This is a genomic window from Streptomyces sp. NPDC055013, from assembly GCF_053608645.1.
The window spans coordinates 95,898-110,280 of record NZ_JBSGVW010000013.1; the positions used below are offsets into that span (position 1 = coordinate 95,898).

General features: G+C 68.1%; 13 protein-coding genes. 12 read left to right on the top strand and 1 reads right to left on the bottom strand.

The genetic code is table 11. The annotated features are described in order from the left end of the window. Positions 1–49: 49 nt before the first annotated feature. The gene (locus tag ACWGDB_RS18820; RefSeq protein WP_328880000.1) at positions 50–883 is read right to left on the bottom strand and encodes a C40 family peptidase; all 834 of its coding nucleotides are present in this window, start codon (positions 881–883) and stop codon (positions 50–52) included. 713 nt (positions 884–1,596) lie between these two features. Here ACWGDB_RS18820 and ACWGDB_RS18825 point away from each other — a divergent pair. From ACWGDB_RS18825 to nuoL, 12 genes are read left to right on the top strand one after another with little or no spacing between them, the layout of a single operon-like run. Continuing rightward, positions 1,597–1,956: an NADH-quinone oxidoreductase subunit A gene (locus tag ACWGDB_RS18825; protein WP_030950624.1), complete on the top strand. Its 360-nt coding sequence runs from the start codon at positions 1,597–1,599 to the stop codon at positions 1,954–1,956. Between the two features lie 15 nt (positions 1,957–1,971). Next, the gene (locus tag ACWGDB_RS18830; RefSeq protein ID WP_010041554.1) at positions 1,972–2,526 is read left to right on the top strand and encodes a NuoB/complex I 20 kDa subunit family protein; all 555 of its coding nucleotides are present in this window, start codon (positions 1,972–1,974) and stop codon (positions 2,524–2,526) included. Beyond that, positions 2,523–3,284 (top strand): NADH-quinone oxidoreductase subunit C, encoded by a 762-nt coding sequence (locus ACWGDB_RS18835; protein ID WP_427840440.1) that lies wholly within the window; start codon positions 2,523–2,525, stop codon positions 3,282–3,284. The genes ACWGDB_RS18830 and ACWGDB_RS18835 overlap by 4 nt, the downstream gene beginning before the upstream one ends. Next, positions 3,281–4,603: an NADH-quinone oxidoreductase subunit D gene (locus ACWGDB_RS18840; RefSeq protein WP_383610152.1), complete on the top strand. Its 1,323-nt coding sequence runs from the start codon at positions 3,281–3,283 to the stop codon at positions 4,601–4,603. The genes ACWGDB_RS18835 and ACWGDB_RS18840 overlap by 4 nt, the downstream gene beginning before the upstream one ends. Further along, on the top strand, positions 4,600–5,472 hold the full coding sequence (nuoE, locus tag ACWGDB_RS18845; RefSeq protein WP_383610149.1) for an NADH-quinone oxidoreductase subunit NuoE: 873 nt from the start codon (positions 4,600–4,602) through the stop codon (positions 5,470–5,472). Before ACWGDB_RS18840 ends, nuoE begins: the two co-directional genes overlap by 4 nt. Then, positions 5,472–6,821 (top strand): NADH-quinone oxidoreductase subunit NuoF, encoded by a 1,350-nt coding sequence (gene nuoF, locus ACWGDB_RS18850; protein ID WP_453823448.1) that lies wholly within the window; start codon positions 5,472–5,474, stop codon positions 6,819–6,821. The genes nuoE and nuoF overlap by 1 nt, the downstream gene beginning before the upstream one ends. After that, positions 6,818–9,322, top strand: coding sequence for an NADH-quinone oxidoreductase subunit G (locus ACWGDB_RS18855; RefSeq protein WP_453823449.1), 2,505 nt, complete (start codon positions 6,818–6,820; stop codon positions 9,320–9,322). The genes nuoF and ACWGDB_RS18855 overlap by 4 nt, the downstream gene beginning before the upstream one ends. After that, positions 9,319–10,683 (top strand): NADH-quinone oxidoreductase subunit NuoH, encoded by a 1,365-nt coding sequence (nuoH, locus tag ACWGDB_RS18860; protein ID WP_453823450.1) that lies wholly within the window; start codon positions 9,319–9,321, stop codon positions 10,681–10,683. The genes ACWGDB_RS18855 and nuoH overlap by 4 nt, the downstream gene beginning before the upstream one ends. Then, complete coding sequence (gene nuoI / locus ACWGDB_RS18865; RefSeq protein WP_370262708.1) at positions 10,676–11,317, top strand: NADH-quinone oxidoreductase subunit NuoI; 642 nt, start codon at positions 10,676–10,678, stop codon at positions 11,315–11,317. Before nuoH ends, nuoI begins: the two co-directional genes overlap by 8 nt. Further along, the gene (locus tag ACWGDB_RS18870) at positions 11,314–12,156 is read left to right on the top strand and encodes an NADH-quinone oxidoreductase subunit J (protein ID WP_453823451.1); all 843 of its coding nucleotides are present in this window, start codon (positions 11,314–11,316) and stop codon (positions 12,154–12,156) included. The genes nuoI and ACWGDB_RS18870 overlap by 4 nt, the downstream gene beginning before the upstream one ends. After that, entirely contained in the window at positions 12,153–12,452 is a 300-nt protein-coding gene (gene nuoK / locus ACWGDB_RS18875) for an NADH-quinone oxidoreductase subunit NuoK (RefSeq protein WP_003998919.1), read from the top strand. The genes ACWGDB_RS18870 and nuoK overlap by 4 nt, the downstream gene beginning before the upstream one ends. A gap of 15 nt (positions 12,453–12,467) precedes the next feature. Then, entirely contained in the window at positions 12,468–14,381 is a 1,914-nt protein-coding gene (gene nuoL / locus ACWGDB_RS18880) for an NADH-quinone oxidoreductase subunit L (protein ID WP_369272784.1), read from the top strand. The last annotated feature ends 2 nt before the right edge of the window (positions 14,382–14,383 follow it).

The following is a 14,383-nucleotide window of genomic DNA, read 5'->3' on the forward strand; positions in this document are numbered from 1 at the left end:
TGCGGCCCTTACGTTGATCTCTGCGAGCCGGATGCGACTCGGACGCGACTCAGAGGACGCGCACCGCACCCGACGCCGGGTACCCGGACAGGTCCTGGATGACGACGCCCTTGGACGGGTTGGCCGCATCCAGGTACTGGCCGTCCCCGATGTAGACGCCCACGTGGTACGCGGAGCCCTTGCCGCCCCAGTACAGGATGTCGCCGACCTGCAGGTTGGACAGCGACACGTCGGTGCCGACCATCGACTGGTCCTGCGAGACCCGCGGCAGGTCGACGCCGACCTGCTTGAACGCGGCCTGGACCAGGCTGGAGCAGTCCCACGCGCTGGGGCCGGTGGCGCCCATGACATACGCGTCGCCCAGCTGGGCCTTGAGGAAGGAGACGACCGTCCCGACGCTGCCGCTGGCGGGAGCGGACACGTCGGTGCTCGTGGAAGCGGAGGCGGACAGGGTGGTCCGCTCGGCGCTGCGCGACGCGGCGGCCTCTGCGGCGGCCCGGCGGGCCTCCTCGGCCTTCTTCTTCGCCTCGGCCTTCTTCTTGGCCTCCGCGAGGTCCTTCTTGGCTTCCTTGGCCGCCGCGGCCGCGGCCGCGTCACGCTCGGCGTCGAGCTCGTAGTTCGCCGCCGCCAGCTGAGTGGCGTCCGCGGACTGGGCGAGCTGGTTCGCCAGGTCGCCCGTGAGGGCGGGCAGTTCGATGGTCTGCGTCACCGGCTCGGCGGCGTTCGCCGTAGCCGCAGCGCCAGCCGCTGCCATGCTGAGGACGCCACCGGTAACTCCGGCGCGCATTGCGATGGTCGTCGTCGCGCTGCGGCGGGGCTTCCGGTGGCTGCGTATGTGAGCGGTGTGGGACATGAGAACAACCGGTATCAGGGGCTCCTCCATACCTACAAGAAACGTGTGCTGCGCCACAGTTACTCAATGGCGGCCCCAAATTCCCGGCGTGACGCCCTTTATTGACGCCGTAACGGACATTGCGGACGCGTATCACTCAGCCCGTGATCACGGTCTTTCATCATTAAGTCCGAATTGCCCATCGCTTACCACTTGTTGAGACCGGTGGCCAAGCCCGGTTCTCAGGGCTCTCTCATCATGTGGCAGAGGTCACGCAACGGTCACAGCCTCGTGCGCGTCCTGTGCCCGGATCGCGCCCGCCGACGCTCGTGAACGCGTGCACGCGTCCACATCCCCCTCCGCGGCTCCCTCTGAAGTGTGAACGCGCTCCCCTATCAAGACATCCCGTCCATCACCAATTTGCATGCAAGAGAAGTCTCTTGATATTGAGACGACCCTTCCGAGCTGCGGTGATGAGCGAAAATGTCACCTCTGGTGATCACTCGGACGCTTCTCGTGCGAAGATCACCGCTCATCCGGCTTCATGATCCTTCGTCAGGTGGTGGAGATCACAAAGCTTGTGTAATACCCCGTGTCGCAGATCACAGAGCGGCAGGCATAGGATGCGAGGCAGTTGGGCTTGTGACCTGCTTCACATGTTCTCGATCTTCGCCGGGACGAGCGGGGCTTGTGGGACCGGTGAGGCGGATGTGAGCCCAGTGCAACCGCCAGCAGTCAGTGCCGACTGAGAGGAGCGAGGAGCGGTGAACGCCTATGCGCCCATCCTCGTACTGGGAGCCCTCGGGGCAGGCTTTGCGATCTTCTCCGTGGTCATGGCCACGCTGATCGGTCCGAAGCGGTACAACCGGGCCAAGCTCGAGGCCTACGAGTGCGGAATCGAGCCGACCCCCACGCCGGCCGGCGGCGGGCGCTTCCCGATCAAGTACTACCTGACGGCGATGCTCTTCATCATCTTCGATATCGAGATCGTCTTCCTCTACCCCTGGGCCGTCACCTTCGACTCCCTGGGGATTTTCGGGCTCGTGGAGATGCTGCTCTTCGTGCTCACCGTCTTCGTCGCGTACGCGTACGTATGGCGGCGCGGCGGCCTGGAATGGGACTGAGGGGCCTTTAACGACATGGGACTCGAAGAAAAGCTGCCGAGCGGATTCCTGCTGACCACCGTCGAGCAGGCCGCGGGCTGGGTGCGTAAATCGTCCGTCTTCCCGGCCACCTTCGGCCTCGCCTGCTGTGCCATCGAGATGATGACCACCGGCGCCGGCCGCTACGACCTGGCGCGCTTCGGCATGGAGGTCTTCCGCGGCTCGCCGCGCCAGGCCGACCTGATGATCGTCGCCGGCCGGGTCAGCCAGAAGATGGCGCCGGTGCTCAGGCAGGTCTATGACCAGATGCCGAACCCCAAGTGGGTGATCTCCATGGGGGTCTGCGCCTCCTCGGGCGGCATGTTCAACAACTACGCGATCGTCCAGGGCGTCGACCACATCGTCCCGGTCGACATCTATCTCCCCGGCTGCCCGCCGCGGCCCGAGATGTTGATGGACGCCATCCTCAAGCTCCACCAGAAGATCCAGACCTCCAAGCTCGGCGTGAACGCCGAGGAAGCGGCCCGCGAGGCGGAGGAGGCGGCGCTCAAGGCCCTGCCCACGATCGAGATGAAGGGGCTGCTGCGGTGAGCGACGCGAACGGCACCAACGGCGCGAACGGGTCGAACGGGGTCAACCCCGAGAAGGACCTCTCCGCCTCCAACCTCCCCGGCCAGCGCGGCCAGGGCGGCGAGGAGATCCGCGTCCAGCGCGGCATGTTCGGCGCCAACAGCGGCGGCGACACATCCGGCTACGGCGGTCTCGTCCGCTCGGTCCGGCTCCCGGGGCCGGCGAGCCGCCCCTACGGAGGCTGGTTCGACGAGGTCGCCGACGAACTCGAGGGCGCACTGGAGGAACAGGGACTCCTCCCCGACAACGCCATCGAGAAGACGATCGTCGACCGCGGCGAACTCACCTTCCACATCGAACGCGAGCACCTGGTCCGCGTCGCCCGCACCCTGCGCGACGACCCGGCCCTGCGCTTCGAACTGTGCACCGGCGTGAGCGGCGTCCACTACCTCGGCGACACCGGCCGCGAGCTGCACGCCGTCTACCACCTGCGCTCGATCACCCACAACCGGCTGATCCGCCTCGAAGTCAGCGCCCCCGACAGCGACCCGCACATCCCGTCGCTCGTCTCCGTGTATCCGACGAACGACTGGCACGAGCGCGAGACGTACGACTTCTTCGGGATCGTCTTCGACGGTCACCCCGCCCTGACGCGGATCATGATGCCGGACGACTGGCAGGGCCACCCGCAGCGCAAGGACTACCCCCTCGGCGGCATCCCCGTCGAGTACAAGGGCGCCCAGATCCCGGCTCCGGACCAGCGGAGGTCGTACTCGTGAGCACGCAGTCAGCATCCGCCCGTGAGACCACCGAGGGCACCGTATATACGGTCACCGGTGGCGACTGGGACGAGGTCGTCCAGGCCGCGGCCCGCGCCGACGACGAGCGCATCGTCCTCAACATGGGCCCGCAGCACCCCTCCACCCACGGGGTGCTCCGCCTGATCCTGGAGATCGACGGCGAGACGGTCACCGAGGCCCGCTGCGGCATCGGCTATCTCCACACCGGCATCGAGAAGAACCTCGAGTACCGGACCTGGACGCAGGGCACCACGTTCGTGACGCGCATGGACTACCTGACGTCCTTCTTCAACGAGACGGCCTACTGTCTCGCCGTCGAGAAGCTCCTCGGCATCGAGGACCAGATCACCGAACGCGCCAAGATCATCCGGGTGCTCCTGATGGAGCTGAACCGGCTCTCCTCCCACCTGGTGTGCATCGCCACCGGAGGCATGGAGCTCGGCGCCACCACGATCATGATCTACGGATTCCGTGATCGTGAAATGATTCTCGACATCTACGAGCTCATCACGGGCCTGCGGATGAACCACGCGTACATCCGCCCCGGCGGACTCGCCCAGGACCTGCCGCCCGGCGCGGTGGACCACATCCGCGAGTTCGTGAAGAAGATGAAGAAGAACCTCCCGGAGTACGACAAGCTCGCCACCGGGAACCCCATCTTCAAGGCCCGCATGCAGGACATCGGCTATCTCGACCTGGCCGGCTGCATGGCCCTCGGCGCCACCGGCCCGATCCTGCGCTCCACCGGCCTGCCGCACGACCTGCGCAAGTCGCAGCCGTACTGCGACTACGAGACGTACGACTTCGAGATCCCGACCGCCGACACCTGCGACTCCTACGGGCGTTTCCTGATCCGCCTGGAAGAGATGCGCCAGTCGCTCGGGATCGTCGAGCAGTGCCTGGACCGGCTCCAGCCCGGCCCCGTCATGGTCGCCGACAAGAAGATCGCCTGGCCCGCCCAGCTCGCCCTGGGACCCGACGGGCTCGGCAACTCCCTCGACCACATCAAGAAGATCATGGGCACCTCCATGGAGGCCCTGATCCACCACTTCAAGCTGGTCACCGAAGGCTTCCGCGTCCCGCCGGGACAGGCGTACGCGGCCGTCGAGTCGCCCAAGGGCGAGCTCGGGGTGCATGTCGTCTCCGACGGCGGCACCCGCCCCTTCCGGGTCCACTTCCGTGACCCGTCCTTCACCAACCTGCAGGCCATGGCGGCGATGTGCGAGGGCGGCCAGGTCGCCGACGTCATCGTCGCTGTCGCGTCCATCGACCCCGTGATGGGAGGCGTCGACCGGTGACCACCTCTTCTTCGGAGCGGGGCGTCAGCCTGGGCATGCCCGAACTGCCCGCGCCCGGCTACCCGGACGACGTTCGAGCCCGGCTCGAGACCGACGCGCGCGAGATCATCGCCCGCTACCCGGACTCCCGGTCCGCCCTCCTGCCGTTGCTGCACCTCGTGCAGTCGGAGGAGGGCCACGTCACCCGCACCGGGATGCAGTTCTGTGCGGACGTGCTCGGCCTGACCACGGCCGAGGTGACCGCGGTCGCCACCTTCTACACGATGTACCGCCGCAAGCCCTCCGGCGACTACCAGGTGGGCGTGTGCACCAACACCTTGTGTGCGGTGATGGGCGGTGACGCGATCTTCGAGGAGCTCCAGGAGCACCTGGGCGTCGGCAACGGCGAGACCACCGACGACGGCAAGGTCACGCTGGAGCACATCGAGTGCAACGCGGCCTGCGACTTCGCGCCGGTCGTGATGGTCAACTGGGAGTTCTTCGACAACCAGAACCCCGCCAGCGCCAAGAGCCTGGTCGACGACCTCCGGGCGGGACGGCCCGTCGAGCCCACGCGTGGTGCTCGGCTGTGCACCTTCAAGGAGACCGCGCGGATCCTGGCCGGCTTCCCCGACGAGCGGCCCGGGGCCGTCGAGGAGAGCGGCAGTGCGGGACCGGCGTCGCTGGTGGGCCTCCGCCTGGCCAGGGGAGAGGCCGCACCCGCGCGCGTGGTCCATCCGCGGAACGGCGGCCCGCACGAGGGGCCGCAGGACAGGGCAGTGCACGAACCGTCGCCGGCTGAACACCTCAGCTCGCACGACGCGCCGCAGGATTCGTCCGCGTCCGACCCGGCCCACCCGGCAGGGCCTGTCGCCGAGGAGGGGGAGTGATGACATTGGCACCCGAGCTGAAGGAAAACAGCCCCGAGAAGCTGCTCGCACCCGTGCTGTCGGCCTTCTGGGACGAGGACAGGTCCTGGACGCTGGACGTCTACCGAAGGCACGAAGGGTACGAGGGTCTTCGCAAGGCGCTCGCCATGACGCCGGACGACCTGATCGCGTACGTCAAGGACTCCGGTCTGCGCGGGCGCGGCGGCGCGGGATTCCCGACGGGAATGAAATGGCAGTTCATCCCCCAGGGCGATGGAAAACCGCACTATCTAGTTGTCAACGCCGACGAATCGGAGCCCGGAACCTGCAAGGACATTCCGCTCCTCTTCGCGAACCCGCATAGCCTCATCGAGGGCATGATCATCGCGTGTTATGCCATCAGGTCGTCGCATGCCTTCATCTATCTGCGCGGTGAAGTCGTCCCTGTGCTGCGGCGGTTGCACTCGGCCGTGAGCGAGGCCTACGCGGCCGGCTACCTCGGAGAGAACATCCTCGGCAGCGGCCTCGATCTCGAACTCACCGTGCACGCGGGCGCGGGCGCGTACATCTGCGGTGAGGAGACCGCACTGCTCGACTCGCTCGAAGGCCGCCGTGGTCAACCGCGGCTCCGTCCCCCCTTCCCTGCGGTGGCAGGTCTCTACGCCTGCCCGACTGTTGTGAATAACGTCGAGTCGATTGCGTCAGTTCCCGCGATCGTGCATCGGGGCAAGGACTGGTTCAGGTCGATGGGCAGCGAGAAGTCCCCGGGCTTCACGCTCTACTCGCTCAGCGGCCATGTCACCAATCCCGGCCAGTACGAGGCCCCGCTCGGCATCACGCTCCGCCAGCTGCTGGAGATGAGCGGCGGGATGCGGCCCGGGCATCGCCTGAAGTTCTGGACCCCGGGCGGCTCCTCGACGCCGATGTTCACCGACGAGCACCTCGACGTCCCCCTTGACTACGAGGGAGTGGGCGCCGCGGGCTCCATGCTCGGCACGAAGGCGCTTCAGTGCTTCGACGAGACGACCTGCGTCGTACGCGCCGTCACCCGCTGGACCGAGTTCTACGCCCACGAGTCCTGCGGCAAGTGCACGCCCTGCCGCGAAGGCACCTACTGGCTCGTGCAGTTGCTGCGTGACATCGAGGCCGGCAAGGGCGTCATGTCCGACCTCGACAAGCTGAACGACATCGCCGACAACATCAACGGCAAGTCCTTCTGCGCCCTCGGCGACGGTGCCGCCTCGCCGATCTTCTCCTCGCTGAAGTACTTCCGTGAGGAGTACGAGCAGCACATCACGGGCCGCGGCTGCCCCTTCGACCCGGCCAAGTCGACGGCCTGGGCCGACCACCGCACGGAGGTGAACGCATGACTGTGACCACCAGCGCTCCCTCCGGAGGGGGAGAGGCGGCGGTCCCGCCGGAAGATCTCGTGTCGCTGACGATCGACGGCGCCGAGATCAGCGTGCCGAAGGGCACCCTGGTCATCCGGGCCGCCGAGCAGCTCGGCATCGAGATCCCCCGCTTCTGCGACCATCCCCTGCTCGACCCGGCCGGCGCCTGCCGCCAGTGCATCGTCGAGGTCGAGGGCCAGCGCAAGCCGATGGCGTCCTGCACGATCACGTGCACGGACGGCATGGTCGTGAAGACGCACCTGACCTCGCAGGCCGCCGAGAAGGCCCAGAAGGGTGTGATGGAGCTCCTGCTCATCAATCACCCGCTGGACTGCCCGGTCTGCGACAAGGGCGGCGAGTGCCCGCTGCAGAACCAGGCCATGTCGCACGGACACGCCGAGTCCCGCTTCGAGGGCCGGAAGCGGACGTACGAGAAGCCCGTGCCGATCTCCACGCAGGTGCTGCTCGACCGCGAGCGGTGCGTGCTGTGCGCCCGCTGCACCCGGTTCTCCAACCAGGTCGCGGGCGACCCGATGATCGAGCTGATCGAGCGGGGCGCGCTCCAGCAGGTCGGCACCGGTGAGGGCGACCCCTTCGAGTCGTACTTCTCCGGCAACACCATTCAGATCTGCCCGGTCGGCGCGCTGACCTCGGCGGCGTACCGATTCCGCTCCCGCCCCTTCGACCTGGTGTCCTCGCCGAGCGTCTGCGAGCACTGCTCCAGTGGCTGCGCCACCCGCACCGACCACCGGCGCGGCAAGGTCATGCGGCGGCTGGCCGCCAACGACCCCGAGGTCAACGAGGAGTGGATCTGCGACAAGGGGCGGTTCGGGTTCCGGTACGCGCAGCAGCGCGACCGGCTCCAGACGCCTCTGGTGCGCAACGCCGAGGGTGACCTCGAGCCGGCTTCCTGGCCGGAGGCGCTGCAGATCGCGGCCCAGGGGCTGCTCGCCTCACGCGGCCGGACCGGCGTGCTGACCGGCGGCCGTCTCACCGTCGAGGACGCCTACGCGTACAGCAAGTTCGCGCGCGTGGCGCTCGACACCAACGACATCGACTTCCGCGCGCGCTTGCACAGCAGCGAGGAGGCCGACTTCCTCGCCGCGCGGGTCGCAGGTCACGGCCGCGACCTCGACGGTACGGGTGTCACCTACACCGCCGTGGAGAAGGCGCCGGCCGTCCTGCTGGCCGGGTTCGAGGCCGAGGAGGAGGCGCCCGGCATCTTCCTGCGGCTGCGCAAGGCCTGGCGCAAGCACGGCCAGAAGGTCTTCTCGCTCGCCACGCACGCCACGCGCGGACTGGAGAAGGCCGGCGGCACCCTGCTGCCCGCCGCCCCCGGCACCGAGACCGAGTGGCTGGACGCGCTCGCCGGCGGGGTCGGCCTGGACGAGGCCGGAGCGAAGGCGTCCGAGGCGCTGCGCACCGAGGGAGCGGTGATCGTCGTCGGCGAGCGGCTGGCCGGCGTGGCGGGCGGACTCACCGCCGCCGTACGGGCCGCGTCCGCGACCGGTGCCCAGCTGGTGTGGATCCCGCGCCGGGCGGGGGAGCGCGCTGCCGTGGAGGTGGGCGCGCTGCCGTCGCTGCTGCCGGGCGGACGTCCCGCGACCGACCCGCGCGCGCGTGAGGAGGTCGCCGCCGTCTGGGGAGTCGCCGAACTCCCGCATCGCTACGGCCGCGACACCGGCCAGATCGTCGAGGCCGCCGCGACCGGTGAACTCCAGGCCCTGCTGGTCGCGGGCGTCGAGGTCGCCGACCTGCCCGACCCGGCACGCGCGCGTGAGGCGCTCGGCGAGGTCGGCTTCGTGGTGTCGCTGGAGCTGCGGCCCGGCGAGGTCACCGAGCTCGCCGATGTGGTCCTGCCGGTCGCGGCGGTCGCCGAGAAGGCCGGCACCTTCCTCAACTGGGAGGGCAGGGTGCGCTTCTTCGAGGCCGCGCTCAAGCCCGACCAGATGACCCGCCGCCTGGCCCCGACCGACGCGCGCGTGCTGCAGATGCTGGCCGACGCCATGGACGTACACCTGGGCCTGCCGGATCTGCGCACCACGCGCGCGGAGATCGACCGGCTCGGCGCCTGGGACGGACCCAGGGCCACCGAACCCCTGACGGTCGCCGCCCAGTTGCCGCGGCCGGCCGCCGGTGAGGCGGTCCTCGCCGGGCACCGGCTGCTGCTCGACCAGGGTCTTCTCCAGCAGGGCGACGAAGCGCTCGCCGGCACCCGGCACGCCGCCCACGCGCGGGTGTCGGCCGCCACGGCCGCCGAGGCCGGCGTGAAGGAAGGCGACGTCCTCGCCGTGACCGGCCCCGCCGGAGTCGCCGAACTGCCCCTGCAGATCACGGAGATGCCCGACCGGGTCGTGTGGCTCCCGCTGAACTCCGTGGGCGCCGGCGTCGCCTCCGACACCGGGGCGCTGCCCGGCTCACTCGTCCGCATCGGCCCGGCGACCCTCGCGTCCGAGGCCCCCGAGGAGGTGGAGGCATGAGCCCTTTCCTCGCCGCTGAAGACCTGTCGATGTTCGGCCGCGACCCCTGGTGGCTGGTCGTCATCAAGGCGGTGTTCTGCTTCGCCTTCCTGATGGTGACCGTGCTGTTCTCCATCGTCTGGGAGCGCAAGGTCGTCGCGTGGATGCAGCTGCGCATCGGCCCCAACCGGCACGGCCCCTGGGGCATGCTCCAGTCGCTCGCCGACGGCATCAAGCTGATGCTCAAGGAAGACGTCATCGTCAAACGCGCGGACAAGGTCGTCTACGTGCTCGCGCCGATCGTCGCGGCCATCCCGGCCTTCATGGCGATCGCGGTGATCCCCTTCGGCCCGGCCGGCAACGAGATCTCGATCTTCGGCCAGCGCACCACGATGCAGCTCACCGACCTGCCGATCGCGATGCTCTACATCCTCGCGGTCGCCTCGGTCGGCATCTACGGCATCGTCCTTGCGGGTTGGAGTTCCGGATCCACCTACCCGCTGCTGGGTGGCCTGCGTTCCTGCGCGCAGATGATCTCGTACGAGATCGCGATGGGCGCGGCCTTCGCCTCGGTGTTCCTCTACTCCGGGTCGATGTCGACCTCGGCGATCGTCGAGGCGCAGCAGGACCGCTGGTACATCGTGCTGCTGCCGGTCTCCTTCCTGATCTACATCGTGACGATGGTCGGCGAGACCAACCGCGCCCCCTTCGACATGCCGGAGTCCGAGGGCGACCTGGTCGGCGGCTTCAACACCGAGTACTCGTCGATCAAGTTCGCGATGTTCATGCTCGCCGAGTACGTGAACATGGTGACGGTCTCGGCGGTGTCCGTGACGCTCTTCCTGGGCGGCTGGCGGGCCCCGTATCCGGTCAGCACCTTCTGGGAGGGCGCGAACCACGGCTGGTGGCCGCTGCTCTGGTTCGTGATCAAGGTCCAGTTGCTGCTGTTCTTCTTCATCTGGCTGCGCGGCACGCTGCCCCGCGTCCGCTACGACCAGCTGATGAAGCTCGGCTGGAAGGTCCTCATCCCGGTCTCCGTGGTCTGGTTGATGCTCGTCGCGACCGTGCGGACCCTGCGCAACGAGAACTACGACTTCGCCGACATCGCCCTCTACGTCGGCGGCGGCGTCCTCGCGCTGCTCCTGCTCTCCTTCGTCGTGGACATGTTCCGCGACCGGGCGAAGACGGCCGAGCAGACCGCGGAGGAACCCGCCGGCTTCGACGCGATGGCGGGCGGATTCCCCGTGCCGCCACTGCCCGGACAGGAACTTCCGCCAGTGCCTCGACGTCGCCCGCGCCGTGAGCGGGAGCTGATTGTCAGTGGTGGGCTCGATACTCAGAGTGACGGATCTCTGGATGGAAAGGAGGCGTCCGATGGCTGAGGAGCCCAAGGAGACCAAGCCCGGTTTCCAGAACCCCGTGGCCGGCTTCGGCGTGACCTTCAAGGCCATGTTCAAGAAGCGGCTGACCGAGCAGTACCCGGAGCAGCAGAAGACCACCGCTCCGCGCTTCCACGGACGGCACCAGCTCAACCGCCATCCGGACGGCCTGGAGAAGTGCGTCGGCTGCGAGCTGTGCGCCTGGGCCTGCCCCGCCGACGCCATCTATGTGGAGGGCGCCGACAACACCGACGAGGAGCGCTACTCGCCGGGCGAGCGGTACGGCCGCGTGTACCAGATCAACTACGCCCGCTGCATCCTGTGCGGCCTGTGCATCGAGGCGTGCCCCACGCGTGCGCTCACGATGACCAACGAGTTCGAGCTCGCGGACTCCAGCCGCGCCAACCTCATCTACACCAAGGAGCAGCTGCTCGCCGGTCTCGAGGACGGCATGGTCGACAGCCCCCATGCCATCTACCCGGGCACGGACGAGCAGGACTACTACCGGGGTCTGGTGACGGAGGCCGCGCCGGGCACGACCCAGCAGGTCGCGCTCTCCAAGGGCGAGGTCCCGCAGGAGGCGGACTCGACCTTCGGTGAGGACGAACCGGCGTCCGGGAAGGTGATCGGCCGATGACCGGGCAACTCGCCGCCTACTCCACCTCCACCGGAGAGGCCTTCCAGTTCTGGGTCCTCGGCACCGTCGCCGTGATCGGCGCCCTGTGCACCGTCTTCATGAAGAAGGCCGTGCACAGCGCGCTCTGTCTCGCCGGGACCATGATCATCCTGGCGGTCTTCTACCTCGCCAACGGCGCCTACTTCCTGGGCATCGTGCAGATCGTCGTCTACACCGGCGCGATCATGATGCTGTTCCTGTTCGTGGTGATGCTCGTCGGCGTCACGGCCGCTGACTCCCTGAAGGAGACCATCAAGGGCCAGCGCTGGCTGGCCCTTCTCTGTGGCCTGGGCTTCGGCACCCTGCTGATCGGTGGTATCGGCAACGCCTCGATCACGGAGTTCAACGGTCTCGCCCAGGCGAACGCGAACGGCAACGTGGAGGGCCTGGCCACCCTCATCTTCACCAAGTACGTCTTCGCCTTCGAGATCACCGGCGCCCTGCTGATCACGGCCGCGATCGGCGCCATGGTGCTCACGCACCGCGAGCGCACCGAGCGTGCCAAGACCCAGCGCGAGATGTCCGAGGAGCGCGTCCGCGAAGGCAAGCACGTCCCGCCGCTGCCGGCCCCGGGCGTGTACGCCCGTCACAACGCGGTCGACATCGCGGGCCTCCTGCCCGACGGCACCCCGTCCGACCTCACCGTCAGCAAGACGCTGCGCGAGCGCGGCCAGATCCGTGACGTGTCCACCGAGGCGCTGAACGACCTGCGGGCCCTGGAACAGCGCGCGGAGGAACGGCTGGAGCGGACCGCTATCGAGCCGTCGACCTTCAAGCGGCCCGAGGAGGCGTCGAAGTGAACCCGGTCAACTACCTCTACCTCGCCGCCCTGTTGTTCACGATCGGCGCCACCGGCGTGCTGATCAGGCGCAACGCGATCGTCGTCTTCATGTGCATCGAGCTCATGCTCAACGCGTGCAACCTCACGCTCGTGGCCTTCTCACGGATGCACGGCAATCTCGACGGCCAGATCATCGCCTTCTTCACGATGGTCGTCGCCGCCGCGGAGGTCGTCGTCGGGCTCGCGATCATCGTGTCGCTGTTCCGTTCCCGCCACTCGGCCTCGGTCGACGACGCCAGCCTGATGAAGCTCTAAGGGGTCGGAAGAATCGTGGAGAACCTGATTGCGCTGCTGATCGCGGCGCCATTGCTCGGAGCGGCCCTCCTGTTGTGCGGCGGCCGGCGTCTCGACGCCGTCGGCCAGTGGATCGGCACGCTCCTGTCCTTCGTCTCCTTCGTCTTCGGCGTGATCCTCTTCGCCGACCTGCTGGGCAAGGACGCCGAGAGCCGGACCCTCACCCAGCACCTGTACAGCTGGATCCCGGTCGAGGGCTTCCAGGCGGACGTCGCCTTCCGCCTCGATCAGCTGTCGATCACGTTCGTGCTGCTGATCACCGGCGTCGGCTCGCTGATCCACCTGTACTCGGTCGGGTACATGGAGCACGACGAGCGGCGCCGCCGCTTCTTCGGCTATCTGAACCTGTTCCTCGCGGCGATGCTGCTGCTCGTCCTCGCCGACAACTACCTGCTGCTGTACGTCGGCTGGGAGGGCGTCGGTCTCGCCTCCTACCTGCTGATCGGCTTCTGGCAGCACAAGCCCAGCGCCGCCACGGCCGCGAAGAAGGCCTTCCTGGTCAACCGCGTCGGCGACATGGGCCTGTCGATCGCGATCATGCTGATGTTCCTCTGGTTCGGCAGCTTCGCCTTCGGGCCGGTGCTCGGCTCCCACGAGGAGGCCGGACTCGTCGCCGACACGAGCGAGGGCAGGCTCACGGCCATCGGCCTGATGCTGCTGCTCGCCGCGTGCGGCAAGTCCGCCCAGGTGCCGCTGCAGTCCTGGCTCGGGGACGCGATGGAGGGCCCGACACCGGTCTCGGCCCTCATCCACGCCGCGACGATGGTGACCGCGGGCGTCTACCTGATCGTCCGCTCCGGCGCGATCTTCAACGCGGCGCCGGACGCGCAGCTGGTCGTCACCATCGTCGGTGCCGTCACGCTCCTCTTCGGTGCGATCGTCGGTTGCGCGAAGGACGACATCAAGAAGGCGCTGGCCGGCTCGACCATGTCGCAGATCGGCTACATGGTCCTCGCCGCGGGTCTCGGCCCCATCGGCTACGTCTTCGCGATCATGCACCTGGTGACGCACGGCTTCTTCAAGGCCGGGCTGTTCCTCGGCGCCGGTTCGGTCATGCACGGCATGAACGACGAGGTCGACATGCGCAAGTACGGCGCCCTGCGCAAGTACATGCCGGTCACTTTCGTCACCTTCGGCCTCGGATATCTCGCCATCATCGGTTTCCCGGGCCTGTCCGGCTTCTTCTCCAAGGACAAGATCATCGAGGCGGCGTTCGCCAAGGGCGGCACCGAGGGCTGGATCCTCGGCGGCTGCGCGCTGCTGGGCGCGGCCATCACGGCGTACTACATGACGCGCGTGATGCTGATGACGTTCTTCGGCGAGAAGCGCTGGCAGCCCGACGAGAAGGGCAACGAGCCGCACCCGCACGAGTCGCCCAAGGTCATGACGATCCCGATGATCGTGCTGGCCGTCGGGTCGGTCGCCGCAGGTGGGTTCTTCAGCATCGGCGAACGCTTCGTGCACTGGCTGGAGCCCATCACCGGGTTCGAACACGGCCACCCGCCGATCAGCGCGGGAGTCGTCACCGGCGCGACCGTCGCCTGCATGGTCATCGGCGTCGCCATCGCCTACGGCCAGTACGGCCGCCGGCCGGTCCCGGTCGTCGCCCCGCGCGGGTCGCTGCTCACCCGGGCCGCCCGGCGCGACCTGCTCCAGGACGACTTCAACCACGTCGTCCTCGTGCGCGGCGGCGAACACCTCACGCGCTCCCTGGTGTACGTCGACCACACCCTGGTCGACGGCGTCGTCAACGGCACGGCGGCGTCGGTCGGCGGTCTGTCGGGACGGATGCGCAAGCTCCAGAACGGCTTCGCACGGTCGTACGCGGTCTCGATGTTCGGGGGTGCGGCGGTCCTCATCGCCGCGACCCTGCTGATGAGGGCGGTCTGATA